Source organism: Methanocella sp. (assembly GCF_035506375.1).
Lineage (GTDB): Archaea > Halobacteriota > Methanocellia > Methanocellales > Methanocellaceae > Methanocella.
Map to the genome: position 1 here is coordinate 1 of NZ_DATJPM010000007.1, position 24511 is coordinate 24511.

The window sequence follows — 24511 nt, forward strand, 5'->3', positions numbered from 1 at the left end:
TATAAAAAAAATTGGTGCCGCCTGGCGTAAACCTGGTGTGGTTGAAACAAGAGTGCTTACAAGCGGCACCAGGTTTACACCAGGCGGCACCAAAATATAATATAATCACCTGGCGGCACGGAGCTTACACCAGGCCGCACCAAGGATATTAAAAATTTAGAATGATATTATCGATTTATTTAAGCGATGATGATCTTTCCGCCGCCATCGTCCTTGTCCTTCTTCGGCGACGGCGTCGCCGTGGCGTGGGCAATGTTCGCGGCGTGCTCCGCCGTGCCGGCGCTAAAGACGAGGTCGTAAAGCATCTTGCCCATCTTGCTATTCCGGTCGTAGCGGTAATAGCTGGTCTTCCCGACCTTCCGGGTCTCGTGGATGACCTTGTACTTGAGGAGCCCGTCCTTCATCTTGTTTACCTTTGCCTTCGATATCTTCAGGCGCTCGGCGACATCAGACAGGGTGAACTCGTTGCCGTGGTTGAAGACGAGATAAACGATGAGTTGTGCGGATGAGGTCGGGCCGAAGATTTCAACAAGGGGAGATGTCGGGACTGTCATGTATATGCACCTCGTTTTTTAGATAAAGCTAATACGGTGGCGGGGTTCTTAAAGGCATCGATTCTAGAAGATATACCTTTTCGCGGGTCGACGCCTTGCCTGATGGCAAGGCTACTCGGCGTTTTGGGTGCTACGATGTCGGGGCCGGGCTTGCACCCTATTCGCACGGGCCTTCGGCCGTGCTCATACGCAAGCCCTAAGCAGCATTTTACTCTGATGAGAAAAATGCTCATTACCCCGCCATCTCCGCATCGGCCTGATGGCCGACTGATGCCCAAAACGCCTCGACGACCTCGATATTACCATTTTAATTATCGACTGAATATCTATATGAGCAATGTAGAATTCTAAAAACTTTGCAAGCGGTGTGGCTCTTAAAGATATCAATATCTTGCAAAAATTAAATTATTATAACATTACGGTATCGTTATAGGGGAATATAGATACCATGTACTCTTCTGCCCCACCTCTTGTACCAGCAATTGTAATACCGCATGCTGAACCATAGAATATTTTTGCTTCTTTGGCAACTCCTGATAATTGCTCTTCAATTAGCGTTTCATTATCCGTATCTTTTATTTCTGTACAAATTTGAACATCTACAAAATCATAGTTTAATACATCATTAGGCCCTGTATTATAAGCCGTAAGCACATAGCCCTTTTGTAAGTTAGGATATTTAGACCAATTTATATTGTTTATTACATAATCATTTGGTGGTATATAAAAAGGATCAACAACTGAAGTAGAGTTAATATTTAGATTATCACTGCTGTTTGATTTGTTAGCTGAGTTGCTCGTATTATTAGATTGTAACAGATTATTTATATTTATTATTTTATTATTTGTTGCCATAAGACAAACAATCAACACAACTATAACAATAAAAGATGAAGTAAAGAGCCAATATTTTAATCTCATATTATCACCTTACAATAATTTAATTATCTAGATCTGTCTAAACGTAACTTTACCTACGTCCATATACCTATTCATATAAAATTGAATACCACCGCTACAACCATCTTTATATAGCTTATAATTGCCTTCAGGTCCGCCTATATCCCAATCCGAATATGGATAGCTTGGATCACTTGCACCAGCACTTGATCTTTGTAATCTATTCCCTAATGGGCCATCATAATAAAACCCAATCGGACCAAGATACGGTTGGCCATATGATGAATATAGAATCATCTTTCCATGTGCATTATAGTGTGGAACCGGCGTCGGCGTGGGGGATGCGGGCGGATTATTCGTCGGCGCGGGCGTTGGGGTGGGCGTGGCGACAGCCTTCACATTGATGGTATGACCGGCGATCTGGCCGAACAGGTAGTGGTTCGACCACATCATCCGGTATTGCGTGTAATAGCTACCGGCGGCAGGCGCTTTGATCCTGAACGTGAACGTGTAGTCGATGCCGTTGCGGACGACCGTGCCGGGGACCATGAGTATGCGGTCGCTTGTGCCATTGAACTTGTAGGCGGCGCCGGACGTGCCGTCGACCATGGCCAGATAAACGGGGTCTGTGCCGGAGGCAGGCCAGGCGGCGGTGCCCGTATTCCGCATGACGATGCTGACGGTCACCGTCTCTCCCGGAGTCATATCGTCCGGCATGTTAACGGAGACGACCTGTGAATCGTGATAGGAATTGACGACGTGCACGGGTTGGGAAAACTCGTCGCCGAACCAGCCGAAATCCGTACAGTACATGCGGTAGCCCATGGTGTATTCGCCCGCAGCGGGCGCAATCAGCGACAGGCTGAACGGATGGCCCTCGTGCGGCTGGACGTTCTGGCCGTCCATGCCGATGGCGGACAGAGCTATCGTAGAGCCGTTCGGGGACAGACTGTAGCCGGCAGTATCGTTCCAGGCCAGGTAGCCCGTATTCGAATAGTTAATGCTGAAATCGTAGGGATCGCCGGCGGTCATGGTCTCCGGCGCGTCGTCATCGACGTAAACGGCGTCCGGGTAGGGGCGGAATATCGTCTCGAACGTACTGGAGGCGATGGGGGACATATCGCCGTGGTCGTCGTAGGCGACGGCCTCGACATGATAGCTTCCTTCGAGGTAGCGCCGGGATGAGCTGGTCCACGAATCATTCGAGAGGCCGGCCTTCTTCCATGGGCCGCCATTAAGGCGGAAATATACGAGGCTGGCGTTTCTCCCGGGAGCGGCGTGGACGATGCCCGAAATGCTCGTGTAGCGGTCCGTATAGAAGCGGCTGCCATCCACGGGCTCCGTAATGGACACGGAAGGCGCGCTCTCGCTGAACGACACGTCATTCCGGGCGCCCCACACTTTAAAGCTGCCGAAGTCCAGGGCGGCCGAGGCGATGTTATCGCCTATCGTGCTCTTGACCGCCAGCGCGGCGATCAGGATGACCGCCAGAAGCACTAAAGAGCCCTGCAATTCGGATATGCCCCGCTCGCAGCCAAGGAAACGCCTCACCATGCTCACCTGTTAAAGGACGTGACGGGAACGAAGGCTCCTCCATGCTGCCATTTTAAGGAACACGAGGCCTTGCCTATGTCCGGGTAGAAGAACTTCAGCTTCATGGGGTGGTTACCTTTTGTAAGCGTTAGCGTGAAGGTCTTAGACTGGGGATTGTCAGGCTTTTTGTTATCCGCCGCCAGATCGCCGTCGATCCAGAGCCACGCCTGGCTTGAGCTTTCCAGCTCGAGCGTATAGCTCCCGGCCTGCGGCACGTATAGATATCCGGACCACAGGGCCATCCCGAGGGTTGAGGGAGCGCTGGCGGGCACCGAGCTGGAGTTCAGGGCTATTGAGTAATCCGTACGCTCCAGCGCCAGGCTCTTGAAGACGATATCTTCGGAGTCCCCCGAGGTGAAATCGCTGTGCCCGCTATCGGCCGCATAGTAGAAGCAATACAGCCCCTTGCTCAGGCCGCTATCGCCATAGCCGGCGAGCTGCGCGGCCGCTTCGCCGCCCTGCCTCGACGTCGTCGAGAGCACGACTCCCGAGACGGCGAGGGCCGCCACGAGCACGATGCCGATGGACAGCACCGTGTAGAAAGCGTCCGCGACCCCCTGGTCGTCCATCAGCGCGCCACCAGCACCATCATGCCTATCTGCTGCTTGGACTGGGTATCCGATATTTTGATGGTGTACCTGCTGCCGGAAACGATCGTCATGCCCGTGAGCTGTATGGCCGACGTCTGCATGCCCGAGCTGATGGTGGCCGGGGTCACCGTATTAGGCACGGTCAAACTACCCACTTGCACTCCGTTACTGTCGAACACGCTCAAGGCCAGCTGTGCCACGTTCAGCGGGTCTCCCGACTCGTGGTTGAGCAGCAGCGTCGGGCTGGCGCCGCCGTTGAGCACGCCCGACAGGCTGGCCTTGGGTGTGCCGGCGAGCACCTGAAGCTGCCCGCCCCTCGATAATACTAAGGAGCCGATCATCAGTCCCACGATCACCACTATGGCGATCATCAGTATGCTATACATGGCGTTCTCCACGCCTCTGTCGTCATCCAGGAATTTCCAGATACCTTTCATTATAGTTACCTCTTAATTTACATATTATTGCAAATAAGTAAGTTGCAATTTTTTGATATAAAACTTTCGCCTGGGCACCAAACCCATGTATGGTAAAAAAAATCCAGGGTTGGCGGTGCAAAACCGTTAATTTCGTCCCTATAATAGATAATTCAGCGCGAGAAACGTTTCTTAGTATGGCTAACAAGCTTGCCCTCATAATCTACGATACCAAGTACGGCTCGACCGAGCAGATCGCCCACTGGGTGGCCGAGGGCATTAACGACGCGGATATTCGGCACGTGGAGGACGTGACCTCGCTGTTCTATGATCTAATAGTCATCGGCTCGCCAGTCTATAACGACGCCCCTTCTTCCCACATCATGGCCTTCCTCGACAGGTACAAAGAAAACCTCGCCAACAAGCGCCTGGCCGTCTTCACCGTGAGCCTGCCCTATAACATGACTCCCGAGCGCGCCCGGAGCTATAGCGGCGTCCAGCCTCTAATGGATATCACGTGCAAGATCAAGGGCACGGTCATTGATACTAAGGCGTTCCTCGGCAAGGTCGAGGAGAAGGACCTCACGGCTCTCGACAAACTCTCATTACGCATCCAGTACTTCTTAAAAGGCTACGAGCTCAAGGACGCCAACTACATGGACCGGGACGAGGCCATCGCCTGGGGCCGGCGGCTGCTTGAGCTGGCCACGAGGATGCCCGAACCGGTGACGAAGGAGAGGAAAGATAGAAAGATCGGCGGCTCTACGGAAGTGCCCGGGCACAAGGGCAACGGGCAGAAAGAAGAAAAGAAATAAGATTAAACGCTGAGGGGCCTCTCCTCAGAGGGCTCCTCATCCGAGGACATGCGCAGGATCTCGATGCCAGCCTGCTTTAAAAATTGTATGGACATCTCATCGGGGTACCCGTTCTGGAAAACGACCCGCTTCATTTTAGCGTTGATGATCATCTTGGTGCAAAGGATGCACGGCTGGTGGGTGCAGTAGACTGTGGCGCCCTCGATGGACACGCCGTGGATGGCGGCCTGGATTATGGCGTTCTGCTCCGCGTGCACGGCCCGGCACATCTCGTGTCTCGTACCATGGGCGATGTTCTCCTTCTCCCGGATGCAGCCGATATCCAGGCAGTGCTCGAACCCATGCGGGGCGCCGTTGTAGCCGGTGGACAGGATCTGGCCATCCTTCACGATTACGGCCCCCACGTGGATGCGCAGGCAGGTAGACCGCTTTGCCACTACGTTGGCGATCTCCATGAAATACTCATCGTGGGTGGGCCTCTCTTGCTTCATACGATCATCTCTTCTTTTTGGACGGCTTAGCCTTTTGCTTCTCAAGGACGGCGTACTTGAGCTTGAGCTTCCTGCCACTCCAGTCGTACTGTGGTACGGCACGCTTCTTCAGGTATGTTTTAGTTTTTTGGGCGAGCGCGTGGCTCACGATGGGCAAAGCGATCGTGGCGTCGGTAAACACCTGCACCTTGGGCGCCACGGCGTTGATCTTGCCCCAGGACACGGCCTCCTCGAAAGTGCAGCCGCTCAGGCCTCCCCAGTGCGGGGCGTCGGTCGTATACTGGATGGCGTAGCTGTGGCCCTCGATGGGCAATCCCAGGATCGAGGCGATGACCTCGGTCTGCTGGATGAAGTTCTTGGGCACGCCGCCGCCCACGTAGATGACGCCGGTCTTCTTCGAGTTTTCTATTATTTGGGTGATGTCGTCGACGTCCTTCATCTGGTCGACGTTGATGACGCGGCCGCCTCGCCTCGCCACCATCAGGCCGATGCCGATGGAGCTGTCGCATAAGGCTGGCACGAAGATTGGCACGTTGTGCACGTAGGCGCTCACGACGACGGAGTCGTGGTCCGCCCCCTGCTCATAGAGCCACTTGCCCAGCAGGAACATGAACTCCCTGGACGAATATGGCTTATTCGGCTCCAGCGTGGCGCTGAAGTCGGCGATGATGTGGTCGGTCTTCCGGAAATGCTCCTCCACAGCGAACACGTCGTAGATCCGGTCGACGCCCTCCTTGAAGAGCGCCTCGTCGTTAGCCGAGTGCGAGCCGACGTAGTGGCGGCCGCCCAGCGACTCGTGGATGTCGTGGAACATGTTGGCGCCGGTGCTCACTAAACAGTCGATCATACGGTTCTGGATGAAGTACGCGACGATCTTGCGCATGCCGGCAGGGCACATTGCGCCAGTCAGGCCCATGAAGATGGTGAGATTGCTATCCTTGAGCATGTGGGCCCAGGTCTCGACGGACTCGCCCAGCTTGCGGCCCTGGAAGCCGGTGCTGGCCATGGCGTCCATTAGCTCCGACACCGACTTGTCGGTCACCGTGATGGGCACCGTGGGCCTCTGAAGATATTTACTTGTCCTGGCCATAGTCGTCCTCTCTTTTGAAAGTAAGAGCGGACTCCTCGGATATAAATTTTTAGTTACCCTCCCATATTTAAAGCAGCCAAAAAATTATAAGTTTCTCGAAGATTTTTTAGCCTCAAAGTTACTCGAAATTGGCTTTAAGTTCTCAAAGATTTATTAAAAATAAGTTGGTGCGGCTTGGTGTAACCTTAGTGCCGCTTGATGATATAATAAATATTTATTAATGTCTTCGTGTAGCTTCAGGCCCGCTTAGAGTAGCTTCGTGGCTGAAAAGGCCTTTGAGAGTTCCTAAAAATTTTTTACGTGGCTTACGCTAATTTCTTCATCTCGTGGAAATCGAGCGTGCCCTTGATGGCCTTGGTGATGATGGGAATACCGGATTCCTGCACGGCGGCCATGGGGTTGGTGCCGCCCGTGATGATGACGCCCAGATGGTCCCGGTCCACGTCGACTCCCAGCACGGGCGTGTTGGGCTCGCCGACGTCCAGGATGCCGTAGAAGCCCGCCGTCAGCAGCCGGTTGATGGTATGGTCCACGTCGTCCTTGGCGGTCATGGGCACCTCCCGGAAGTTCGCCAGTATCTTGCCCGAGCCCGTCCGGGTCATCTCTTTTACGGACGTCAGCTCCTGGGACATGAGCACCTCGAGCGGGTCGATGGTCGTGCTGTCGTAGCGGATCATGTCGGTGAAGCGGATTGGCTGCCTGTCTTTTACCTGCACGATGCCACCGAACTTGGGGCGCACGGGTATGCCTTGCTTCAGGAAAACGCCATCGATGGTTATGCTGCAGGCCGTCGCGATGCCCGCCTTGCCTTCTGCGATGCGGTAGCCGCTGAAGACCTCTCCCTCGTCGAATAGTTTAATGTACGAGCACACGGACAGGCCGCTGTACATGACCTGCCTGAACAGCTCGAGCACCTCGTCCAGGCTCTTCTTATCGACCACAGAAAGATTGACCACGATATCGCCGTCACGGGTTTTGGGATTGAAGGTGACGTTAAACATGATCTCCTCGATCCGGGCGTTTGTGAACAACATCTCCTGTTTCGCTTCGGACATAGGCAACCCACAATTTATTTAACCCTAAAGGTTATCTATTTTTGGACTTAGATAAAGTCCAAAAGGAGTTACGATGTCAAATAATTTACTGAATGTCATAAAAGAGGTCTTTAGCACCTATAATTATTCCGTTAGCACCTCGCTGCAGGGCTTTGACCTCCTTGCGGAAATGCCGGGCAACCGGGTCGGCATCAAGCTCGTTGACGACGCTTCCGCGGACGACCTTAAAACGCTCCTTGACGGCGTGAGCGGCAACGGCCTCAAGGTTTTATTTATCACAATGGCCGGTTTCTCGGACGACGTGAAGAAGCTCGGCAGCCAGAGGGGGCTCATGATGTGGGACCGGTCGGAGCTGGAGAGGCAGATCGGGAAGGCTGTGCTCTCTGGATGCGAGACATCGGCCCCCGCGAAGCCCGCCGGCGACGTATCCTCGCTTACGAGCGAGCTGTACGCCACGAGGGCCGCGAAGCCGGCCCCGAAGCCGGAGCCCGTGGAGAAGATGACAGCGCCCGCCGGAGAAAGCGAGGTCATCGAGGCCGCCGAGGAAGAGCCGGCCCCGAAGAAGGCGAAGCCTAAGGCCGCAGAGGACTCCGGGGGCGTTTCGATACCGCTACACGCCATACCCATTAAGGTTAAGCAGGCGGACGCCGTGAAGATCTCGGGCGCCATCGGCCGGGCCGAGGACGTCGAGCTCTCGATCAAGTTCATACCCTTCTGGAAGTACGATTACAGGCTGGACGTGCAGTCCCAGTACAAGGACCTGACTATCCCGCTGAACAGCAAGGGCTCCCGGGTGATCAACGCCATCAACAAGCAGGTGGACCCGGCGCCTACGATGCCGGCGGTCGAGGCGGTCGACCTGCCCGACGCCCCCTATAACGTGGAGGAGAGTGTCGTGACAGAGGAGGAGGCCCGCGCCATGGCCATCAAGGCAATCGTGGACGAGAACACCAAGACCGTCCGGTTCAAGGGCACCCAGGGCGAGGCGGCCATCGTGGAGCACAAGAAGTTCCAGCCCCGGCCGCAGGACATCGAGATGGAGATGGAGTTACTCTATATCCCCTTCTGGGCCGTGAGAAGCCACAAGGGATACATGGAGATCAACGCCTACGACGGCAAGCCGACCAAGATGCCCATCGATGACGGGGCCGAAATACTATAAGCCAGAATAAACTGGCATAAAGTATTTGTAGACACGTAAAAAATTACGGATTACTAACTTAGGTGATTGAAAGTGAAAGTAACTGATAAAGCGGCAGAGCAACTCAAGACGCTCCTGGACAAGGAGCAGAAGAAGGACTCTCTCATTCGCATTTATTTCGCGGGCTACAGCTGCAGCGGGCCCCAGTACGCCCCGGCCCTCGACATGGAAAAGAAGGAGGAGGACGTGGTCAGCAACATGAACGGCATCAACGTGGTCTACGACAAGAACCTCGAGAAGGACCTGGAGCCGTTCGAGCTGGACTACATCCAGACCCCCTACGGAGAGGGCTTCATCGTCCGCAACCCGAACGCTACCTGCGGCCCGGATTGCAGCGGATGCCACTAGGCGGGCATCCGTAACTCCTTTTTTAAAAACTTTTACTGTGTTGAATTACTCCCGTATTTTAAGCTTTTTAAGGGCACGGAGGGCACTATTTTCACCACAAAGGCACGAAGAGCACGGAGGCCCACAAAGTTTTCTTTTTAGATTAAGTTACAAAGTACACAAAGCCGGTTCATTGACATCAGGGCATGAAGGATACAAGGGCATAGTGGAATGAGCAAGAGCACTTTTTGCCATCGTGCCTTCGTATCCTTTGTATCTTATAAGTTCAAAAAGCGGCTTTGTGACCTTTGTCTCTTAATTATAAAAAAGTCTTTGTGGGCCTCCGTGCTCTTCGTGCCTTTGTGGTGAAAAATAGTGCCTCCGTACACTCCGAGACTTAAAAAGGCATATTCAACACAGCATAAAAATTGAAAAAGATAATCGGAAGCTATCGATAAATTTGGCTATTACGCAAACGATATAAATAAGACTACTTGCTAAACAATGACCGATCAAAATTCAACGCAGCAAAAACTTTTATTTTAAGCGCTCAAATAATTTTACGAATGCTCGAAGACCGTTCAGCCACGAAGCGACTTAAAGCCGGCCTTAAGGTACACAAAGACATTTATAAATTATATTAAAAAGTCTCAGAGTTTCTTCAGCAGGCTTCAGCAAGCTTCGTGGTTGAAACCGTTTTCGTAGAGGCTTATTATGCCTGGAGTGGCTTATTATCTCTGGTATTCTTCGACGACTTCCGCGTCTTCCCACGCCGGCTCGAAGATGTACTCGAGCATGCTCCGGCACACGCCTTTATCCCTTATAAGCAGCCCGAAGTAGGCGGGCTGCGTGACCTTCGGTGGCTCCCGGATAGCGAAGGAGATGAACTCGCCGTCCACGATCATGAAGCGCACGTCCTTCGAGTACTCGTGGCTCCGCACCTCGGCTCCGGCATCCGTCAGGGCCCGGGTGTCGGAGAGTAGCTCCGGGTGCTTATAGGTAATAATCCGGACCAGGATGCCCCGCTGCACGGCGGCCCTGGTGGCGTTCAGCGACTGGTCGTCCAGCCATGTTAGCGAGCGCGAGATCATGTCGACGCTCTTGAGCGCCGCGTCGATATGCTTCGCGGTGAAGGCCGGCACGGCCGAGGCGTCGTCTAGGACGGCCTCGACCATGGGGCATTCCTGCTTCCTCGGGGCGGGCTGGTATGAGTAGATCTCGGCCTTTAGCTCCTCGAGCCTGGCGGGGAACATCGCCTGCAGCGACTTTCTGACGTCGTCGATGGTGAATGCCTCCCCTTCCCTTTTCACGGCGCCAGCGCCTTCAAGCTCTCCCAGGGCCAGTGAAATGGCGCGCCTGGACAGCGCGGTGTCCTCGTATATCTCGTCAAGGGTCGCCTTCCTCTTCACTGCCAGATAGGCGAAAACCTCGACCAGGGCACCGTCCAGCCCAAGGTCCCTCAGGATCTTCTCCAGCCTTTCCATATTAATCACTTATAGTAAGCACTTATCTCGTTAAAAGTATAAAAAGGCCGTTGGAGATGAAAAAAGTTAAGAGCCGTTCACGTCGGTGGCAAAGTGCTCGTTTATCATGTCCTTTGTAACGCTCGTGTCCGCGGGCACGACGACCTCCGGCCAGATGCGCACGTCCGAATGTACCGTCACGTCGTTGCCGATCATGGCCCTGGGGCCGATTACCACGCCGTTCTCCAGTGTGCAGCTCTTGCCCAGCGTTATATCGTTGTCCATGATGGCGCCCGAGACGGAGCAGCCGGCGCCTATCCTGATGCCGTTGTACATGTACGAGGATAAAATTCTACAGTCGCTGCCGATTTGGCAGGCAGAGCCGATGGATGTGTACGGGCCGATGAGCACGTTGTCTCCGATGGACGTATTGTCGCCAATGTACACGGGCCCGACGACGACCGAGTGCTTCCCGAAGGAGACGTTATTGCCGATATTGAGCGGCCCGTTGAGCTTCGCGCCCTCGTTCACCAGCCGCCCGTGGATATATGTGCCGGGCATGTTCTCCAGCATCCAGCGCTGTGCTTCTCTATAAGCCCGCGGGTTCCCGACGTCCGTCCACTGGCCCCGGGCCAGCCAGCCGCTGATCTTCTTGTTCTCGGCGAGCAGCTTAGGGAACAGGTCTTTTGCGAAGTCGTACTTCTCCTTCGGTATATAGTCCAGGACCTCGGGGCTGAGGGCGTAAATGCCCGTCGAGGCCAGGTTCGAGAAGATCTGCCCGGGCCCGGGCTTTTCCCTGAAGCGGTGGATGATGTGGTTATTGTCGAGGTCCACTATGCCGAACTCCCGGGGGTCGTCGATGCTCAGCGCCGATATGGTCACGAGACTTCCGGAGTGGTTGTGGAAATCATATAGCTCCCGCAGGTTAAGGTTCAGTACGTGGTCGCCGCCCACGATTAAAAAGGGGCCGTTGTCGAGGTACTTCTCGGCGTTCTTTACGCTGCCCGCTGTGCCCAGCTTCTCCTTCTCGTAGACGTACTTGATGTTGACGCCGAAGAGGGAGCCGTCGCCCAGGTATTTCTCGATGACCTCGCCCATATACCCTAAAGTGATGACGATATCGTTAAAGCCGTTTTTAGATAAATGCTCCACCAGATGTCCTACGGACGGCCTGTTCAGGATGGGTATGCTTGGCTTCGGCCTTTCGAACGTGAGCGGCCTGAGCCTCGTCCCGGCGCCTCCGCAGAGAATGCACGCCTTCATTATACTCTATCCTCCATTTTTAGGCAGCCCGGTTTTACGGGCAGCCCGCTTCTGCCGAAGCAAGCGATAAAGTGATATCACAAATATTACTTACCGATATATAAACATGCTTCATTAAATTATGGTTTTTGTCGTAAAACAGCGTGTAAATACGCAGGAGCATCTCTAAAATGATAAATTAGGGATTTTTTATTGCCGGCCCGATAATTAATATGCAGGCGATGATTAACGATAATCGTATATTAAGGGGCTCAAGCATGCCGGACTTATGTTCGAATAATTTTATATTATAAAAATTATGATATTATTGCTGGTGGATGATCGTGGCAAGATACATGTTGGATCCGTTCGACGAACTGAAGCGGATCGAGGACAGGATCAGCCGGCTCTTCGAGGAGCTGCCGGAGGCGGCCGGCGCGCCGGCGGAAGGCTCGACGCAGATGCCATACGTGGACGTGGTCGACCGCGGGAACGATATCGTCGTGACGGCCGATATGCCGGGCGTCGATAAAAAGGACATAAAGATAAACATCCGGGGCGACATGCTGGACATCAGCGCCGAGCGCAGGGCCGAGCTGGAGAAGAAAGAAAAAGGCTACCTGAGGCACGAGCGCAGCTACAGCCGGTACTTCCGGTCCATACGACTGCCGGCAGCCGTCGACAGGAACAACGCGAAGGCCAGCTTTAACAACGGCGTGCTCGAGGTCACGCTGCCCAAGACCGAAAAGACGGAGACGAGCAGCATACCCGTCAGCTGAATTCTTATTTGCCCCGGACCTCCCGGATCATTTCCACGGCCCTTTCGGCCTCCGCGGTGACGGGGCCCAGGTTGCCGTCGTGGTCGGCCAGGACGACGAGCATGTTCTTATCGTCCGCGCCCATGACCATGAGTGTGTGCCCGTCCAGGTCGACGAGGAGTCTCCCGAGCTTTCCCTGGCCCAGGTCTTCGGACGCCGCCTCCGCCGTCGTCAGGATGGTGGACGCGGCGAACGCGAGCCTCTCACCCTGGACGCCGCCCGGGATCTCGGCCGCCTTGAGGATGCCGCCCGTCGAGACGATGGCCGCGGCCCGGACTCCCCGCACGCGCCGCAGGCCGTCGATGATGGTGCCGAACTTTTCTTCCGTTCCCGAGCCCGGGCTCTCGACGACCATGCCGATCAGCGTCTCCAGCGCCTGCTGTACGTCGCGCCCGCTGCTCGAGCAGATGCTCATCACCGGCTCCCCGCCCCACAGGCCAAGCTGCTTTTTAATTTCTTCGGCGTCCATGGCGTTCCGGGCGTCCTGCTTGCCGGCCACCACGATGTAGGGCACGCCCTCCTGCTTCACCGTCCGGAGTATATCCAGGGCATTCTCGACGTCCGGCTTTGCGGAGTCTACCACGACGACGATGCCCATGGCGTCCACGGCGAACGCTCTCAGCGACGGTATGAACTTCTTCTGCCCTGGGGTGCCGAAAAGGTCAACGGAAAACCCTTTAATGGTCACCTGCGCGTGGTCGCCCGCGATGGTAGTGCCCATCCGGTCCACGGACACGGACTTGCCAGCCGACAGGGTCGCGGCCGTCCTCACGAACGTCGACTTGCCGGAGCCCTGGGGCCCCGTGATCAGGATTTTCGGGATGTGCACGGTGATGCCGCCGGGCCGGTTTACCTTGAACAGGGTGGGCTTTTCCGGGGGCTTTGCCCAGTCGCAGGCATGTACCTTAAAAAAGTGGCCGTAGATCATGTCGGCGCCCAGCCCGCCCACCTGGACGGCCGCGTTACACAGGCCATTCGTCACGTGCTCCATGAGCTCCGCGTCGTACCCGCGGTCGGTGAAATTATAGACGACGATGGCGCCCCGGAGCACGGCCATCTTGTTCCACCTGCGGGCGTGCCGTATCACTTCCTCGCCGCCGCAGGCGCAATGGTCGATCAAGGAGGACAGCGAGGAGAACGTGAGCATGTCGCCCGGGGAGAGCATGTCGATGATGGCCGTGATGGTCTCATCACAGGACTCGATGCTCTCGGGGTCCTTTACGATGAAGCGCTCGCTTGATGAGGCCCCCACCAGGGGCGAGTATGCGTCGATGATCTCGAAGCTCCTTGCATATTTCGAGGTATCCCAGCCATAGTCCCGGAACCCGGACCGCGCCACTTCCGGGCTGTAGCCGCTGGCCACGTAGTAGCAGACCTCGTCCTCGGCCAGGTTCGTGAAGACAGACTGCATGACGAACACGTCGCTCTCGGATAACGGTTTACCGTAGAACAGCAGCGTCTTCCCTATGGGTATGCCGCCCTTCAGGCAATCGTCCAGCGTCGGTATGCCGGTCTTCTTCATGTTGCGGTTGATCATTCGATGACCTCTTCGAAGGGGAACCACGGCGTGGGCCTGGGCGAGAGCCCCACGGCTCGCACCAGGCAGGCGCTATCCGTCTCCCGGACCTCGAGGGTGGCCCGGTAGAGCTGCCTGAGCGCCGCCATGGTCTTTTCATCGTGCATGCCCTCGTCCACGACGCCTATAGAGAGCCCGCCCGCCGCGTGGAGCCGCCCGTTCATCAGGTGGATGAAGCGGAAGACGACCGGCAGAGACGAGTACATCAGCAGCGTCGAGAGCGAGTCGATGCACAGCCTGGCCGGCTTCGCCCGAAACTCGTCAAGGAGCCTTGCCGCCCAGACGCCCATGCCCGTCAGGTCCTGGGGACCATTGACATATTTAATGTTCATCGTGTCCGCGCCCTCGATGCCCATGGGCCGGGACAAGCAGTCTATGATCCGCAAATTTCGAGCGTTCCCGTATGCGGTGAGCGAGTTCCTCCCCGTCTCCATGGTCGGCATCAGCACGACGCCATCACCGTCCTCGAGGCCCCTGCTGACCAGCGCGTAGAGGATGGCCTGCTTGCCGCCTGCCGGCGGCCCCTCGATCAGGATCCCCGAGCCGCCGGCCACGCCGCCGATGGCGGCGTCCAGCTCTTCCAGCCCCAGACGATATTTGTGCATGCCGCTCAATAACATTACGCTACCGCGCCGTATATATTTTATTTATTAGTAATATATAAAACGTAAATAAACGTGCGCCCTATGTAATAAATAGTTTTCATCGCGTTAAAACTTTTATCAAAAAGTTTTGTGCTCGTGAGTCGGGATAGTAAGCCCCCTTATGTTCTGGCCCGAAGGCCGACGGCATTCATCTATGCGCTACTACCGGGGCCGGGGCCTGGACGCCCCTGTATGGCCCGCTTCAGCTTGCACCCGCAGGGATTCACCGTTTCATCGGCGCACGGGCGACCTCACCGTTTCCGGATCACCGCTTTAACCCGCGGCCGTGCCGTTTCTGTGCCATTGCCACGACTCTCGCCGTATGCCCTTGCGGGCATTTGCGTATCCAGGTGGTGGGGGGACTTTCCTCACCTCGAAGGCGGCGGCCGTCCCTCCCCTCTCACGAGCTATGATAATTTGATGTTACATCTTTCTGTCTCGTATTTAAAGATTTGCTGCCAGGAGAAGTGCTATTTTATAAAGGGCTCTATCGCTTCCCGGGCCGGCCCGATGCAAGGCTACCCGACGAGCAGGCGCCTCTACTATAAGCACGGAACTACTGAAGCGAAAGTCTCTTTAGGCCTCAATAAAAAAAAGGATGGATACCTGACCATCCTAGCATTTTTAGTACGCCACATTTTTAGCCTGGGCGGTCGTACTATCGTTCATGTTGAGCCTGGAAGATGGGACGTTAGCGGTAAGGACGGCGAGGAAGGTCATCGAGGAGTACGTAAAGACGAATAAGGTGCCGAAGGTGGAGCTGCCCGAATCATTTAACGGCCTATCGGGCGTGTTCGTCACGCTTAAGGAGGGGGGCGAGCTCCGTGGATGCATCGGCTATCCGTACCCCGACCTCCCGCTGAGTAAGGCGCTGGCGGACGCGGCCGTGCAGGCGGCCACGCAGGACCCGCGCTTCCCCATGGTGCGGAGTGCCGAGCTAGACCGCATATCGGTCGAGGTGACCGTTCTCAGCGAGCCGGAGCTTTTAAAGGCGAAGCCCGTGGACCGCCCGAAGCGCCTAGTCGTCGGCCGGGACGGCATCATCGTGGAGTACGGGCTCTACCGTGGATTGCTATTGCCGCAGGTGCCCGTGGAGCAGGGCTGGGGGCCCGAGGAATATCTCGAGTACGGCTGCCTCAAGGCCGGCATTTCGCCCGACATGTGGGTCGACGACAGGGCGAAGATATACACCTTCCAGGGCCAGATCTTCCAGGAAACGTCCCCGAATGGTGAGGTCGTCGAGGAAAAGACAGACCCGTCGCTGGATAAATGCAAGATACAGGATAAAACGTAACCTTATTATCCTATCATCGGAGTCTTACACTGATGCACGAGCTCGTCGTTGAGAACGCCAGGGTACTGTTCGGGGAGGACCTCGTCACATGCTCCATCGGCATCGACGAAGGCCGCATAACCCGCATCGCAAAGATACTAAAGGGCGAGCAGACATACGATGCCCGAAACCTTCTCGCTTTGCCGGGCATCATCGACTCTCACGTTCATTTCCGGGACATGGGCCAGGAGGAGAAGGAGGACTGGCTTTCCGGAAGTAAGTCAGCCATCTACGGTGGCGTCACCACCGTAGTGGACATGCCCAACACGGACCCGCCGACCTTCGACGAGGAGTCCTTTAAAATAAAGCTCACCGTCGCGCAAAACCGCTCCATGATAGACTTCGCGATCAACGGCGGCATCTCCGATAACCTCAAGGAGCTGCCCGTGCTGTGGCGCCGGGGCGCCCTCGCCTTCGGCGAGATCTTCATGGCGAAGAGCATGGGAGGGTTCAGCGTGGACGAGCCCACGCTTAGGGCGGCGCTGCTGGAAATAAAAAGGCTGGGCGCCACGGCGAGCATCCACGCCGAGGACGAGGCCCTGAACGCCGAAAAGGCGAAGGAGCTGGCGAACGATCACAGTGCGGATGTTTACTCGCAGATGAGGCCCCCGGAGTCCGAGCTGAGCGCGGTGAAGGACGCCGTGCGCCTGGAGCGCGAGACCGGCGCCGCCGTGCACATCACCCACGTCAGCACCGCGAAAGCCGTAGAAGTCCTTCGCGGCGAGCCCATCACCTGCGACGTGACCCCCCATCACCTGCTTTTAAGCATGCGCCACTGGGAAAAGCTGAAGGCCCGTGGCAAGATGAACCCGCCCCTGAGGACCGGCCGCGACCTGGAAGCCCTCTGGGAGGCGGTCAGGAACGGCTCCATCGACGTGCTCGCCTCCGACCACGCGCCCCACACAAAGGAGGAGAAGGCGGCGGACGTGAAGACGGCGCCCTCCGGCGTGCCGGGCGTGGAGACCATGGCGCCGCTCATGCTAAAGGAGGTCGCAGACGGCAGGCTGCCTCTGCAGCGCTTCGTCGACATGACCACGGCGAACCCGGCCCGTATCTTCGGCATAAGCAACAAAGGCCGCATCGAGGAGGGCTACGACGCGGATCTAATTTTTATCGACATGGGCGCCCGCCGCATCATCCATGCATACGAATTACACAGCAAGGCGGGATGGACGCCCTACGAGGGCATGGAGGGGATCTTCCCGCAGGCCGTCGTGCAGCGCGGCACCCTCCTGCTGGATGGAAAGGAGTTCCTCGGCCGCCGGGGCCGCGGCAAGTTTATCCGGGGAAGGGGCTACAAGAGGGGCCTTCCCGGGCACGCATCACAAGCTTTATAAAGTCGGAAAATACAGTACTCCGTGCTCTCCACGAGGACGGGCGTGAATACATCAGTCAATGATCTCGTGATCGCCCGTGCATAAGGAGTGCTATATTTACAAATCGTGTTGTAAGGTCCTTGCCCGAGTTAATGGGACACCCTGTCTGTGAGGGACAAGACAACCTCAACGCGGTATATAGCCCCGTCCACGAGGGTAACTGGGAGGGACGTCGACACCAGTCAAAGTGTGATCTCCCGGAGTTAGTGGCGCGGGGATATCCCCTTATTAACTTTTTATGGTGGCGCAAAGCTTTAAGTGGGATAAATGTGTACCAAAGTTTTACCACGGTCGGTAGTTGGTTTTGAATTCTCAGGGGAAAGAAGCGATTATAGATAAGATCGAGCGGGCTAACCAGGTAAAAAGGTCCACCGCGCGACTGTCAATTTTATCGAACTCTATGCTGGTCATCATGAAGCTCGTCGTGGGCTTCGGCATCGGCTCTGTAAGCATTATCTCAGAGGCCATCCACTCTGCCATCGACCTCATAGCGGCCGTCATCGCGTACTTCTCCGTCAAGAAGTCCGCCGAGCCGCCCGATAAAGAGCACACGTTCGGGCATGGCAAGTTCGAGGACTTTTCCGGGCTCATCGAGGCCGGGCTCATCTTCGTCGCGGCCATACTCATCGTCCGCGAGGCCGCGCTCAAGCTCATGGGCCAGGGCACGGAGCTCGACTCCAGGCTGCTGATCGCGGGCATCGCGGTAATGTTCGTCTCCGCGGCCGCCAACTGGTACGTGTCGAGCCGGCTCATGAAGGCGGCAAAGGCCACCGAGTCCATCGCCCTGGAGGCAGACGCCTGGCACCTCAGGACCGACGTCTATACGTCTTTAGGTATCTTCGCTGGCCTGGCGCTGATCAGCCTGACCGGCTGGAAATTTTTAGACCCATTATTCGCTGTGGCCGTGGCGATATTCATCATGAAGGCCGCCTACGACCTCACCCGGCGCGCCGCCGCGGACCTGATGGATACGAGCCTGCCGGAGGCGGAGGAGGAGCGGATAAAAAGCATTATCTCCGAGCACTACCTCCAGTATGCCAGCTTCCATGAGCTCCGCACCCGCCGGTCGGGGTCGGATCGGTTCATGGACCTCCACCTGGTGGTCCCGAAGAACCTGACAGTCAGCGAGGCGCACAGCCTTTCCGACCACCTGGAGAACGATCTCCGGGAGGCCTTCCCCAGGTCGAGCATCACCATCCACTTCGAGCCCTGCGATATGAACTGCGATGCCTGCGAGTGCAACTCCACCTGCAAGGACCGGATCTATCGGGAAAGTCACTCGGAATAAATACCAGAACTCTTTTACTCCTTTAAAATAACATTTCCATCATGTCTTTCGAGGACGCGGTCAGGGCTGCCCAGGGGGGAGCGGTCATCGACTTCGACGTGTCGCCGGGCGCGAAAGAGACGCGGGTGCCCTCGGGCTACAATGAATGGCGTAAGCGCATTGAGGTAAAGCTGAAGGCGCCGCCCGAGCGGGGCAAGGCTAATGAGGAGCTTATCGTCGAGCTCTCATCCCTGTTAGGCGTGCCCGAATCCTCCATAGAGATCACATCCGGAACAAAAGAAAGTCGAAAGTCGGTCCGGGTGACGGGCCTTAAGAGGGAGGACATCGTCAAGACGCTCGGGGGGAAGCTCCGATAGACGAATGCGAGCGCCTTCAGCGGATACAGGAGGTCGTGGACGACATCGCCGCCAGGGCCGAAGGCGGGGCCGTCATACTTGTCGAAGGGCTCCGAGACAGGGACTCGATGAAGTCCCTGGGCATCGAGGGCAACATCGTCATGACTTCACAGGAGCCGCTTTTTAATCTGGCCGAGCGCGTCTCCCGGCAGAGCATGGACGTCATCGTCCTCACCGACTGGGACGAGCGGGGCGAGGAGGTCGCGAGGAACGTCGACGCGTACCTGAAGTCGAACGGCTCCAGGCCCGATATGGAACCCCGCAAAAAGCTTCGCTTCCTCACCAAAAAAGAGGTCAAGGACGTGGAAAGTCTCCACGGCTATATCGTGCGCCTCAGGCGGGAGTGCTCCATTAAACCACAATATTATTAAACATTCACGACAAAGAATAACAAGGTAAATATATACCATCATATCCTATAGATGGTCATATCACACCAGGATGGATATGATTATGGTCATACCTCCTCGAGTGGGATGTAAGAATATCCCGTCAACGGGATATCAGATCATATAGGGTTTGTCACGCAGGGGCGATAAGCCCCGATATGCCCGAACGACCCGTCAATAGTTAGGTAATAATCATCTCTCATCATCTTTGAAAAACGGCACAGCTTTATGCAGGCCGTTTATCTGGAATGGGCATGCGTTACTGGCTAACGCACGCTATAAGCCAAAGGAAGCAGCCACCGTGAACCGCTACTTCTTTTTTATTACCGACTATTTTAGGGAAGGTTACGGGCCTTAATGGACTAAAAGGAAGTGTTAAAAATGGAAGAATCTGACACTACAAAGTACGTGATTCATGCTCATATCAGTGCTGAGGGCGTCGTAGAGCGCCCGGACGTGGTAGGAGCAGTGTTCGGCCAGACCGAAGGCCTTCTGGGCGCCGACCTCGACCTGAGGGAACTCCAGAAGACCGGCAGGATCGGCCGCATCGAGGTGAACATCACCTCCAAGTACGGCAAATCGAGCGGCAATATACTGATACCGTCGAGCCTCGACAAGATCGAGACCTCGATCCTGGCGGCCGCTCTCGAGACCATCGACCGGGTAGGGCCGTGCATCTCCAAGATATCTGTCACCAAGATCGAGGACGTACGCTCATCCAAAAGGCAGCAGATCATCGAGAGGGCCAAGCACATCCTCACCGCAATGTTCGACGAGACCGTGCCCGAGAGCCAGGAGCTCACGGACGCCGTCAAGTCCGCGGTCAGGATCGAAGAGGTAACGTTCATCGACAACCTCCCCGCCGGCCCGGGCGTCATGGAATCCGACGCGATCATCGTGGTCGAGGGCAGGGCCGATGTGCTGAACCTCTTAAAGTGCGGCATCAAGAACGCCATCGCCGTGGAGGGCACCAACGTGCCACAGCTCGTAGCCGAGATGAGCAAGAAGAAGACAGTTACCGTCTTCACGGACGGCGACCGCGGCGGAGAACTGATCCTCAAGGAGCTACTCCAGGTGGCCGACGTGGACTACGTGGCCAGGCCGCCCGAGGGGAAGAGCGTCGAGGACCTCACCCAGAAGGAGATCATCAAGGCCCTGCGGAGCAAAGTGCCGGTGGAGCAGGTCGTCGAAGTCCCCCCGCGCAGGCGCAACAAGCAGCAGCAACAGCAGCGCGAAGAGAACGGCAAGCTCGAGGGTCGGCCGGAAGGCAGGCCGGAGGGAAGGCCGGAGGGAAGGCCGGAGGGAAGGCCCGAGGAAAGGCCCGAGCAGCGGGAGTTCCAGCGTGGAGGCTACCAGCGCCCCGAAAGGCAGGAGCGCGGTGAGAGAGGCGAAACGCCGAGGCGAAAAAGCTACCGCCGCATGGAAGAGCGTCAGGAGCGCCAGGAACGGCGCGAGCCGCGGGAGCCCCGGGAGCAGCAGCCTCAGGAGCAGCAGCCGGAGATCAAAAAAGCCGAGCCCAAAGAGGCCGGGGAATTCGCCGAAATAATGAAGGACCTGGCCGGCACGCTGAGCGCCAAGCTGCTGGACGCCAACAAGAACGTCATCCAGAAGGTCGCCGTGCGGGACCTGGCCAACGTCCTGAAGGAGACCAACGGCGACGTGAAGAGCGTAGTGTTCGACGGTGTCATCACGCAGCGCATGCTCGACATCGCCGCGGAGAAGAACCTCGAGTACCTGGTCGGCGTCAAGATGGGCAGCATCGTGAAGCAGCCCGCCAACGTCAAGGTCATCACGACCGAATAAGCGCAATCGGCGGGCCTAGCCCGCCCCAATTTCTTTTTTACTGAATTAATTCTTTGCTCGGCAAGACCCACAAAACAGGATGAGCTTCTTTATTATAGGAATAACGTGAAATTTTCCATGGGCTTTACCATGATGTAGGCATTATCGCCGTTGCGGTAATAGTTGCTCACCATGCCGATGAACCGGAACCCCAGCTTAAAGTAGAACGTCTGCGCAGCCAGATTGCTGGAGCGCACCTCAAGGCGGACCATGCTGGCCCGGCCTTTGACCGACTCGATATACTCTCTGACCAGGCGGGAGCCGATCCCCTGTCGCCGGCGGGACTCCTTCACGGCGATGAGCAGTATCCGGGCCTCGTCCATAAGCAGCGTGCCCAGCAGGTACCCGCAGACCTCGCCGCTCTCCTCGGCCACGATGAAGCCCTCGACCGGCCGGCTCTCGATCATGGCGTACAGAAGAGGATTCGGCTCGTTGAAAATGGACTCTTCCATGTCCAGGACGGCCCGTGAATCGTCGAATTCGAAAGGCCTTATAGTGATCAGGAGCACCACCCAGGTATATTATATACGGTCACTCGCATATTATGGGTGCTCATGTCAATTATAGGTTATGAGGATATCGCGGGCTACATCAAGTCACGCTATCCCCGCGGGTCACGAATCGTGGAGGTGGGCGTCGGCGGCCACCCGGAGGTGGCAGAGCTCCTGCGAGAGGATTTCGATGTGGTGTGCACGGACGTGTCGGAGTCCGGCCCCGGAGGAGTGCGCTACGTGAGGGACGACATATTCAGGCCCGACATGACTATTTACGAAGGCGCAGCGCTCATCTACTCCATCCGGCCCCCCATCGATATGCAGGACTGCATCGCCTCCGTGGCAAAAAAAGTTGGCGCCGACCTGCTGATAAGGCCATTCTCCTCGGAGCGTACGGACCTGAATAAATACTTCCGGAACTTCAAGGTCGTCAACCATAAAAGCGCCGTGTTCTTTATCTACGACGACGCCCGTCCTCAGTAGCCATTCGTACCGCGTCCCCGACGCTGTCGTAGATCCTGTGGCCATACCGGCAGTAGCCCTTGAACTTTCCCGATATGGCTGCGAGCTGTTCCTCCTGCATAAGCCCGGTCTCGAAGCCCATGTCCGAGGCCATCATCCGGCCCATGGGCGACCAGGAGCTCACCACATGTCCTTTATCCGAGTTTCCCATTGTGCAGTTCAGCGAGTATCCGCCGTCTCTCCTGTTTATACGATAGAACGGCTTTAGCGGCTCTCCTCCGAAACACGTGAACGAGCCGTCTCCTACAAGCAGATACTCCTTGCCCAGCGCCGAGCACTCCCGGGCCGCGTCCAGGGCCACAGCGGCCGTATATCCCGCGCCCAGCATGCGGTAGAAATCACGGCACACGTCGACCGCCGCCTCCTCCAGGACGCGGAATAGCGTGGCCACTCCGCAGGACGAGCCCCGATCGACGAGCATAGCCGCCTCCCTGTAGCTCGCGCAGGAGTTAAAGAAAAACATTGGTGTCCGGTTCTCCCGAATGTCATTCACGCTCGCAAAACCGTCACGGCACTTGAAGCCCTTCTCGTCGCAGTGGCCGATCACCTGCACGATATCGAAGCCCCGGGCGAACGCATTTAAAAATCCCCCAACAACTGTATCCCACAATATTTCAACGGAAGCGGGAGTATCCTCAAGTGCCCCGACGATCGCGTCGACCTCGCCCGACATGGCTTCCTCGTTACAGATGATGCCTATGGAAGCGCTCTTGTTTTTACGGCCAGGCCTTATTCTCGATGCCGCGCTCAAGCTCATCTTAGATGCGTCCACCGGGAAACCGTCGGAGAACCAGATCTGGGAGCCCGCCTCTCGAAGCGACGGAAGCACAATGCTCCGACCTGCCAAGCCAGTTTTAACAGGCTCTTCAGGCTTCCCGAGGAATTCTCTGATCGACATCGATACGACCTCTCTCTCGCCCACGGGAGTGGCCCGGGGCGTATAAATGGCCGCCAGCGAGCGCATAAGGAACGGCAGCGCCTCCACGCTCTCGGGGATCGGGTCAAGATAAGCCGCCATATGCCAGCGGGGCAGGCCAGGAATAACTGGGATGCTTGAGTAGAGCCGAAAGCGCTCGCCGGGCCCCATTCTAAATACCTCATTGGCTGGGAGGCCGAGCAGCTCGCCTGCGTCCAGTCCATTCAACACGCCTCCAGAGACGGCGGCACATCTTACGGCGCAGTCAAGATAAAAAGTCCTCCGCAGCGTCTCCCCGGCCCAGGCTTCCAGCTCCGGAATATCCGGGATCGCGATCCAGTCGCCGGCGTCCACATAGGCCTCGTCGTCCATCACGACCGGGGCGCCCAGGTAATAGGCGAGGGGGGACACAGCGTAGAGCGCGCCGAGGTCCGGCGGCAGATGAAACGATAATTCGCCGGCTCTATAAGTTGAATTAGCTTTTCCCGCCAGAGGCCGCCGCCGAAATACCGGATCGCTCTTCAGCGGGCTGCCCGACGGATCATACGTGCACATATCCGAAACACGCCGGAAAACGCCTTCTACACGAGGCCCTGCCGCATGATAATATGCCGGCGACGTGCTCCATTCACAAGCTTCACCTGACATCGACGCCCCTCCTGACCTTATGGCTATATTGCAAACCAATACCTCTCCTTCCAGGCATTTAAAACTTTCGATTTTGTAATTTCTTTATGTTATTTTATGGCAGCGTACAAGCAAAACGTATAAATAGCATAAATAGCGTATAAAAGAATCCGCCGTCACAGGCACTGTGCAACTGCATGAGTGCCAGGGGACGGGCATATGTATAGGTAGTTCCGGGGGCACAGCAAATCGTTGTGTAAAACCGGAAAATCACAAACTATATATATGAATGAAACCCTATGTGTGATTCCCGAATCTTTCGGGGATAAATCACAATGATCGCCGCAGTCCGCTCATACGGTCCGACCCTGTGTACAAACACGGGATGAACGACCGCTCTAAGGCTGCGGCATATGAGGATTCGAGGGGCGCACTCTTTTTGGGGGTGTGGTCGCGTTTCTGATGTTTGGTTGGTTGTTCGAGTAATTTTCTTGGTCGGTGAAAGCATCCTCTTTGGGGGGTGTTTTTGCGTAGGCAAGAACTCACTAATTCCT

25 protein-coding genes and 1 other RNA gene are annotated in these 24511 nt (G+C 56.3%); 11 read left to right on the forward strand and 15 right to left on the reverse strand.

What is annotated here, in order from left to right; genetic code table 11:
• Window positions 1-179: 179 nt before the first annotated feature.
• From VMC84_RS00850 to VMC84_RS00870, 5 genes are all read right to left on the reverse strand, one after another.
• Complete coding sequence (locus VMC84_RS00850) at window positions 180-554, reverse strand: hypothetical protein (RefSeq protein WP_325377198.1); 375 nt, start codon at window positions 552-554, stop codon at window positions 180-182.
• A 408-nt stretch (window positions 555-962) separates the two neighbouring features.
• A complete protein-coding gene (locus tag VMC84_RS00855; protein ID WP_325377200.1) occupies window positions 963-1475 on the reverse strand; it encodes a hypothetical protein in 513 nt (170 codons plus the stop codon).
• A 27-nt stretch (window positions 1476-1502) separates the two neighbouring features.
• Window positions 1503-3008: an archaellin/type IV pilin N-terminal domain-containing protein gene (locus tag VMC84_RS00860; RefSeq protein WP_325377202.1), complete on the reverse strand. Its 1506-nt coding sequence runs from the start codon at window positions 3006-3008 to the stop codon at window positions 1503-1505.
• A 2-nt stretch (window positions 3009-3010) separates the two neighbouring features.
• Complete coding sequence (locus VMC84_RS00865) at window positions 3011-3616, reverse strand: PA14 domain-containing protein (protein WP_325377204.1); 606 nt, start codon at window positions 3614-3616, stop codon at window positions 3011-3013.
• Window positions 3616-4074, reverse strand: coding sequence for a type IV pilin N-terminal domain-containing protein (locus VMC84_RS00870; protein WP_325377206.1), 459 nt, complete (start codon window positions 4072-4074; stop codon window positions 3616-3618). Before VMC84_RS00870 ends, VMC84_RS00865 begins: the two co-directional genes overlap by 1 nt.
• A 176-nt stretch (window positions 4075-4250) precedes the next feature.
• Between VMC84_RS00870 and VMC84_RS00875 the strand changes: the two genes are divergently transcribed.
• The gene (locus tag VMC84_RS00875) at window positions 4251-4868 is read left to right on the forward strand and encodes a flavodoxin domain-containing protein (RefSeq protein WP_325377208.1); all 618 of its coding nucleotides are present in this window, start codon (window positions 4251-4253) and stop codon (window positions 4866-4868) included.
• 2 nt (window positions 4869-4870) lie between these two features.
• Here the strand turns inward: VMC84_RS00875 and VMC84_RS00880 are convergent, their stop codons facing one another.
• The 3 genes from VMC84_RS00880 to VMC84_RS00890 form a co-directional block, all read right to left on the reverse strand.
• Window positions 4871-5359, reverse strand: coding sequence for a cytidine/deoxycytidylate deaminase family protein (locus VMC84_RS00880; RefSeq protein ID WP_325377210.1), 489 nt, complete (start codon window positions 5357-5359; stop codon window positions 4871-4873).
• Between the two features lie 4 nt (window positions 5360-5363).
• Window positions 5364-6449: a deoxyhypusine synthase gene (locus tag VMC84_RS00885; RefSeq protein WP_325377211.1), complete on the reverse strand. Its 1086-nt coding sequence runs from the start codon at window positions 6447-6449 to the stop codon at window positions 5364-5366.
• Between the two features lie 305 nt (window positions 6450-6754).
• On the reverse strand, window positions 6755-7504 hold the full coding sequence (locus VMC84_RS00890) for a DUF128 domain-containing protein (protein WP_325377213.1): 750 nt from the start codon (window positions 7502-7504) through the stop codon (window positions 6755-6757).
• 73 nt (window positions 7505-7577) lie between these two features.
• On the opposite strand from VMC84_RS00890, the gene VMC84_RS00895 reads away from it, so the two are divergent.
• Both VMC84_RS00895 and VMC84_RS00900 read left to right on the forward strand, forming a co-directional pair.
• Window positions 7578-8666 (forward strand): hypothetical protein, encoded by a 1089-nt coding sequence (locus VMC84_RS00895; protein WP_325377215.1) that lies wholly within the window; start codon window positions 7578-7580, stop codon window positions 8664-8666.
• Window positions 8667-8738: 72 nt separating this feature from the next.
• Window positions 8739-9053: an iron-sulfur cluster assembly accessory protein gene (locus VMC84_RS00900; RefSeq protein WP_325377217.1), complete on the forward strand. Its 315-nt coding sequence runs from the start codon at window positions 8739-8741 to the stop codon at window positions 9051-9053.
• 710 nt (window positions 9054-9763) lie between these two features.
• Here the strand turns inward: VMC84_RS00900 and VMC84_RS00905 are convergent.
• Together VMC84_RS00905 and VMC84_RS00910 are read right to left on the reverse strand one after the other, a co-directional pair.
• Window positions 9764-10516, reverse strand: coding sequence for a hypothetical protein (locus VMC84_RS00905; RefSeq protein WP_325377219.1), 753 nt, complete (start codon window positions 10514-10516; stop codon window positions 9764-9766).
• 66 nt (window positions 10517-10582) lie between these two features.
• The gene (locus tag VMC84_RS00910; protein WP_325377221.1) at window positions 10583-11758 is read right to left on the reverse strand and encodes an NDP-sugar synthase; all 1176 of its coding nucleotides are present in this window, start codon (window positions 11756-11758) and stop codon (window positions 10583-10585) included.
• Between the two features lie 317 nt (window positions 11759-12075).
• Here VMC84_RS00910 and VMC84_RS00915 point away from each other — a divergent pair, with 317 nt between their 5' ends.
• Entirely contained in the window at window positions 12076-12516 is a 441-nt protein-coding gene (locus VMC84_RS00915; RefSeq protein ID WP_325377223.1) for an Hsp20/alpha crystallin family protein, read from the forward strand.
• A 4-nt stretch (window positions 12517-12520) separates the two neighbouring features.
• Here the strand turns inward: VMC84_RS00915 and VMC84_RS00920 are convergent, their stop codons facing one another.
• The 3 genes from VMC84_RS00920 to rnpB all read right to left on the reverse strand — a co-directional run bounded on the left by VMC84_RS00920 (window position 12521) and on the right by rnpB (window position 15177).
• Entirely contained in the window at window positions 12521-14092 is a 1572-nt protein-coding gene (locus VMC84_RS00920) for an ATPase domain-containing protein (protein WP_325377225.1), read from the reverse strand.
• Window positions 14089-14736: an RAD55 family ATPase gene (locus VMC84_RS00925; protein ID WP_422656058.1), complete on the reverse strand. Its 648-nt coding sequence runs from the start codon at window positions 14734-14736 to the stop codon at window positions 14089-14091. The genes VMC84_RS00920 and VMC84_RS00925 overlap by 4 nt, the downstream gene beginning before the upstream one ends.
• 137 nt (window positions 14737-14873) lie before the next feature.
• An RNA gene (rnpB, locus tag VMC84_RS00930) (RNase P RNA component) lies at window positions 14874-15177 on the reverse strand.
• A 265-nt stretch (window positions 15178-15442) separates the two neighbouring features.
• Between rnpB and VMC84_RS00935 the strand changes: the two genes are divergently transcribed.
• The 6 genes from VMC84_RS00935 to dnaG all read left to right on the forward strand — a co-directional run bounded on the left by VMC84_RS00935 (window position 15443) and on the right by dnaG (window position 21359).
• Window positions 15443-16069: a TIGR00296 family protein gene (locus tag VMC84_RS00935; RefSeq protein WP_325377229.1), complete on the forward strand. Its 627-nt coding sequence runs from the start codon at window positions 15443-15445 to the stop codon at window positions 16067-16069.
• A gap of 32 nt (window positions 16070-16101) precedes the next feature.
• The gene (locus VMC84_RS00940; protein WP_325377230.1) at window positions 16102-17445 is read left to right on the forward strand and encodes a dihydroorotase; all 1344 of its coding nucleotides are present in this window, start codon (window positions 16102-16104) and stop codon (window positions 17443-17445) included.
• A 367-nt stretch (window positions 17446-17812) separates the two neighbouring features.
• Window positions 17813-18772, forward strand: coding sequence for a cation diffusion facilitator family transporter (locus VMC84_RS00945; protein WP_414676364.1), 960 nt, complete (start codon window positions 17813-17815; stop codon window positions 18770-18772).
• A gap of 41 nt (window positions 18773-18813) precedes the next feature.
• On the forward strand, window positions 18814-19128 hold the full coding sequence (locus tag VMC84_RS00950) for a DUF167 domain-containing protein (RefSeq protein WP_325377231.1): 315 nt from the start codon (window positions 18814-18816) through the stop codon (window positions 19126-19128).
• Window positions 19125-19538: a DNA primase gene (locus VMC84_RS00955; protein ID WP_325377242.1), complete on the forward strand. Its 414-nt coding sequence runs from the start codon at window positions 19125-19127 to the stop codon at window positions 19536-19538. The genes VMC84_RS00950 and VMC84_RS00955 overlap by 4 nt, the downstream gene beginning before the upstream one ends.
• 399 nt (window positions 19539-19937) lie before the next feature.
• Complete coding sequence (dnaG, locus tag VMC84_RS00960) at window positions 19938-21359, forward strand: DNA primase DnaG (protein WP_325377232.1); 1422 nt, start codon at window positions 19938-19940, stop codon at window positions 21357-21359.
• Window positions 21360-21451: 92 nt separating this feature from the next.
• Here the strand turns inward: dnaG and rimI are convergent, their stop codons facing one another.
• The gene (rimI, locus tag VMC84_RS00965) at window positions 21452-21910 is read right to left on the reverse strand and encodes a ribosomal protein S18-alanine N-acetyltransferase (protein ID WP_325377234.1); all 459 of its coding nucleotides are present in this window, start codon (window positions 21908-21910) and stop codon (window positions 21452-21454) included.
• A gap of 42 nt (window positions 21911-21952) precedes the next feature.
• Between rimI and VMC84_RS00970 the strand changes: the two genes are divergently transcribed.
• The gene (locus VMC84_RS00970) at window positions 21953-22375 is read left to right on the forward strand and encodes a UPF0146 family protein (protein WP_325377236.1); all 423 of its coding nucleotides are present in this window, start codon (window positions 21953-21955) and stop codon (window positions 22373-22375) included.
• Here VMC84_RS00970 and VMC84_RS00975 read toward each other — a convergent pair.
• Window positions 22347-23978, reverse strand: a complete 1632-nt coding sequence (locus tag VMC84_RS00975; protein WP_325377238.1) for a hypothetical protein — start codon at window positions 23976-23978, stop codon at window positions 22347-22349. The two genes, VMC84_RS00970 and VMC84_RS00975, sit on opposite strands and share 29 nt — an antisense overlap.
• Between the last annotated feature and the right edge of the window lie 533 nt (window positions 23979-24511).

What these genes read in the sequence shown, in the direction of transcription:
- VMC84_RS00850 (WP_325377198.1), bottom strand. Translation starts at nt 554, where the DNA reads ATGACAGTCCCGACATCTCCCCTTGTTGAAATCTTCGGCCCGACCTCA.
- VMC84_RS00855 (WP_325377200.1), bottom strand. Translation starts at nt 1,475, where the DNA reads ATGAGATTAAAATATTGGCTCTTTACTTCATCTTTTATTGTTATAGTT.
- VMC84_RS00860 (WP_325377202.1), bottom strand. Translation starts at nt 3,008, where the DNA reads ATGGTGAGGCGTTTCCTTGGCTGCGAGCGGGGCATATCCGAATTGCAG.
- VMC84_RS00865 (WP_325377204.1), bottom strand. Translation starts at nt 3,616, where the DNA reads ATGGACGACCAGGGGGTCGCGGACGCTTTCTACACGGTGCTGTCCATC.
- VMC84_RS00870 (WP_325377206.1), bottom strand. Translation starts at nt 4,074, where the DNA reads ATGAAAGGTATCTGGAAATTCCTGGATGACGACAGAGGCGTGGAGAAC.
- VMC84_RS00875 (WP_325377208.1), top strand. Translation starts at nt 4,251, where the DNA reads ATGGCTAACAAGCTTGCCCTCATAATCTACGATACCAAGTACGGCTCG.
- VMC84_RS00880 (WP_325377210.1), bottom strand. Translation starts at nt 5,359, where the DNA reads ATGAAGCAAGAGAGGCCCACCCACGATGAGTATTTCATGGAGATCGCC.
- VMC84_RS00885 (WP_325377211.1), bottom strand. Translation starts at nt 6,449, where the DNA reads ATGGCCAGGACAAGTAAATATCTTCAGAGGCCCACGGTGCCCATCACG.
- VMC84_RS00890 (WP_325377213.1), bottom strand. Translation starts at nt 7,504, where the DNA reads ATGTCCGAAGCGAAACAGGAGATGTTGTTCACAAACGCCCGGATCGAG.
- VMC84_RS00895 (WP_325377215.1), top strand. Translation starts at nt 7,578, where the DNA reads ATGTCAAATAATTTACTGAATGTCATAAAAGAGGTCTTTAGCACCTAT.
- VMC84_RS00905 (WP_325377219.1), bottom strand. Translation starts at nt 10,516, where the DNA reads ATGGAAAGGCTGGAGAAGATCCTGAGGGACCTTGGGCTGGACGGTGCC.
- VMC84_RS00910 (WP_325377221.1), bottom strand. Translation starts at nt 11,758, where the DNA reads ATGAAGGCGTGCATTCTCTGCGGAGGCGCCGGGACGAGGCTCAGGCCG.
- VMC84_RS00915 (WP_325377223.1), top strand. Translation starts at nt 12,076, where the DNA reads ATGATCGTGGCAAGATACATGTTGGATCCGTTCGACGAACTGAAGCGG.
- VMC84_RS00920 (WP_325377225.1), bottom strand. Translation starts at nt 14,092, where the DNA reads ATGATCAACCGCAACATGAAGAAGACCGGCATACCGACGCTGGACGAT.
- VMC84_RS00925 (WP_422656058.1), bottom strand. Translation starts at nt 14,736, where the DNA reads ATGCACAAATATCGTCTGGGGCTGGAAGAGCTGGACGCCGCCATCGGC.
- VMC84_RS00935 (WP_325377229.1), top strand. Translation starts at nt 15,443, where the DNA reads ATGTTGAGCCTGGAAGATGGGACGTTAGCGGTAAGGACGGCGAGGAAG.
- VMC84_RS00940 (WP_325377230.1), top strand. Translation starts at nt 16,102, where the DNA reads ATGCACGAGCTCGTCGTTGAGAACGCCAGGGTACTGTTCGGGGAGGAC.
- VMC84_RS00950 (WP_325377231.1), top strand. Translation starts at nt 18,814, where the DNA reads ATGTCTTTCGAGGACGCGGTCAGGGCTGCCCAGGGGGGAGCGGTCATC.
- dnaG (WP_325377232.1), top strand. Translation starts at nt 19,938, where the DNA reads ATGGAAGAATCTGACACTACAAAGTACGTGATTCATGCTCATATCAGT.
- VMC84_RS00970 (WP_325377236.1), top strand. Translation starts at nt 21,953, where the DNA reads ATGTCAATTATAGGTTATGAGGATATCGCGGGCTACATCAAGTCACGC.
- VMC84_RS00975 (WP_325377238.1), bottom strand. Translation starts at nt 23,978, where the DNA reads ATGTCAGGTGAAGCTTGTGAATGGAGCACGTCGCCGGCATATTATCAT.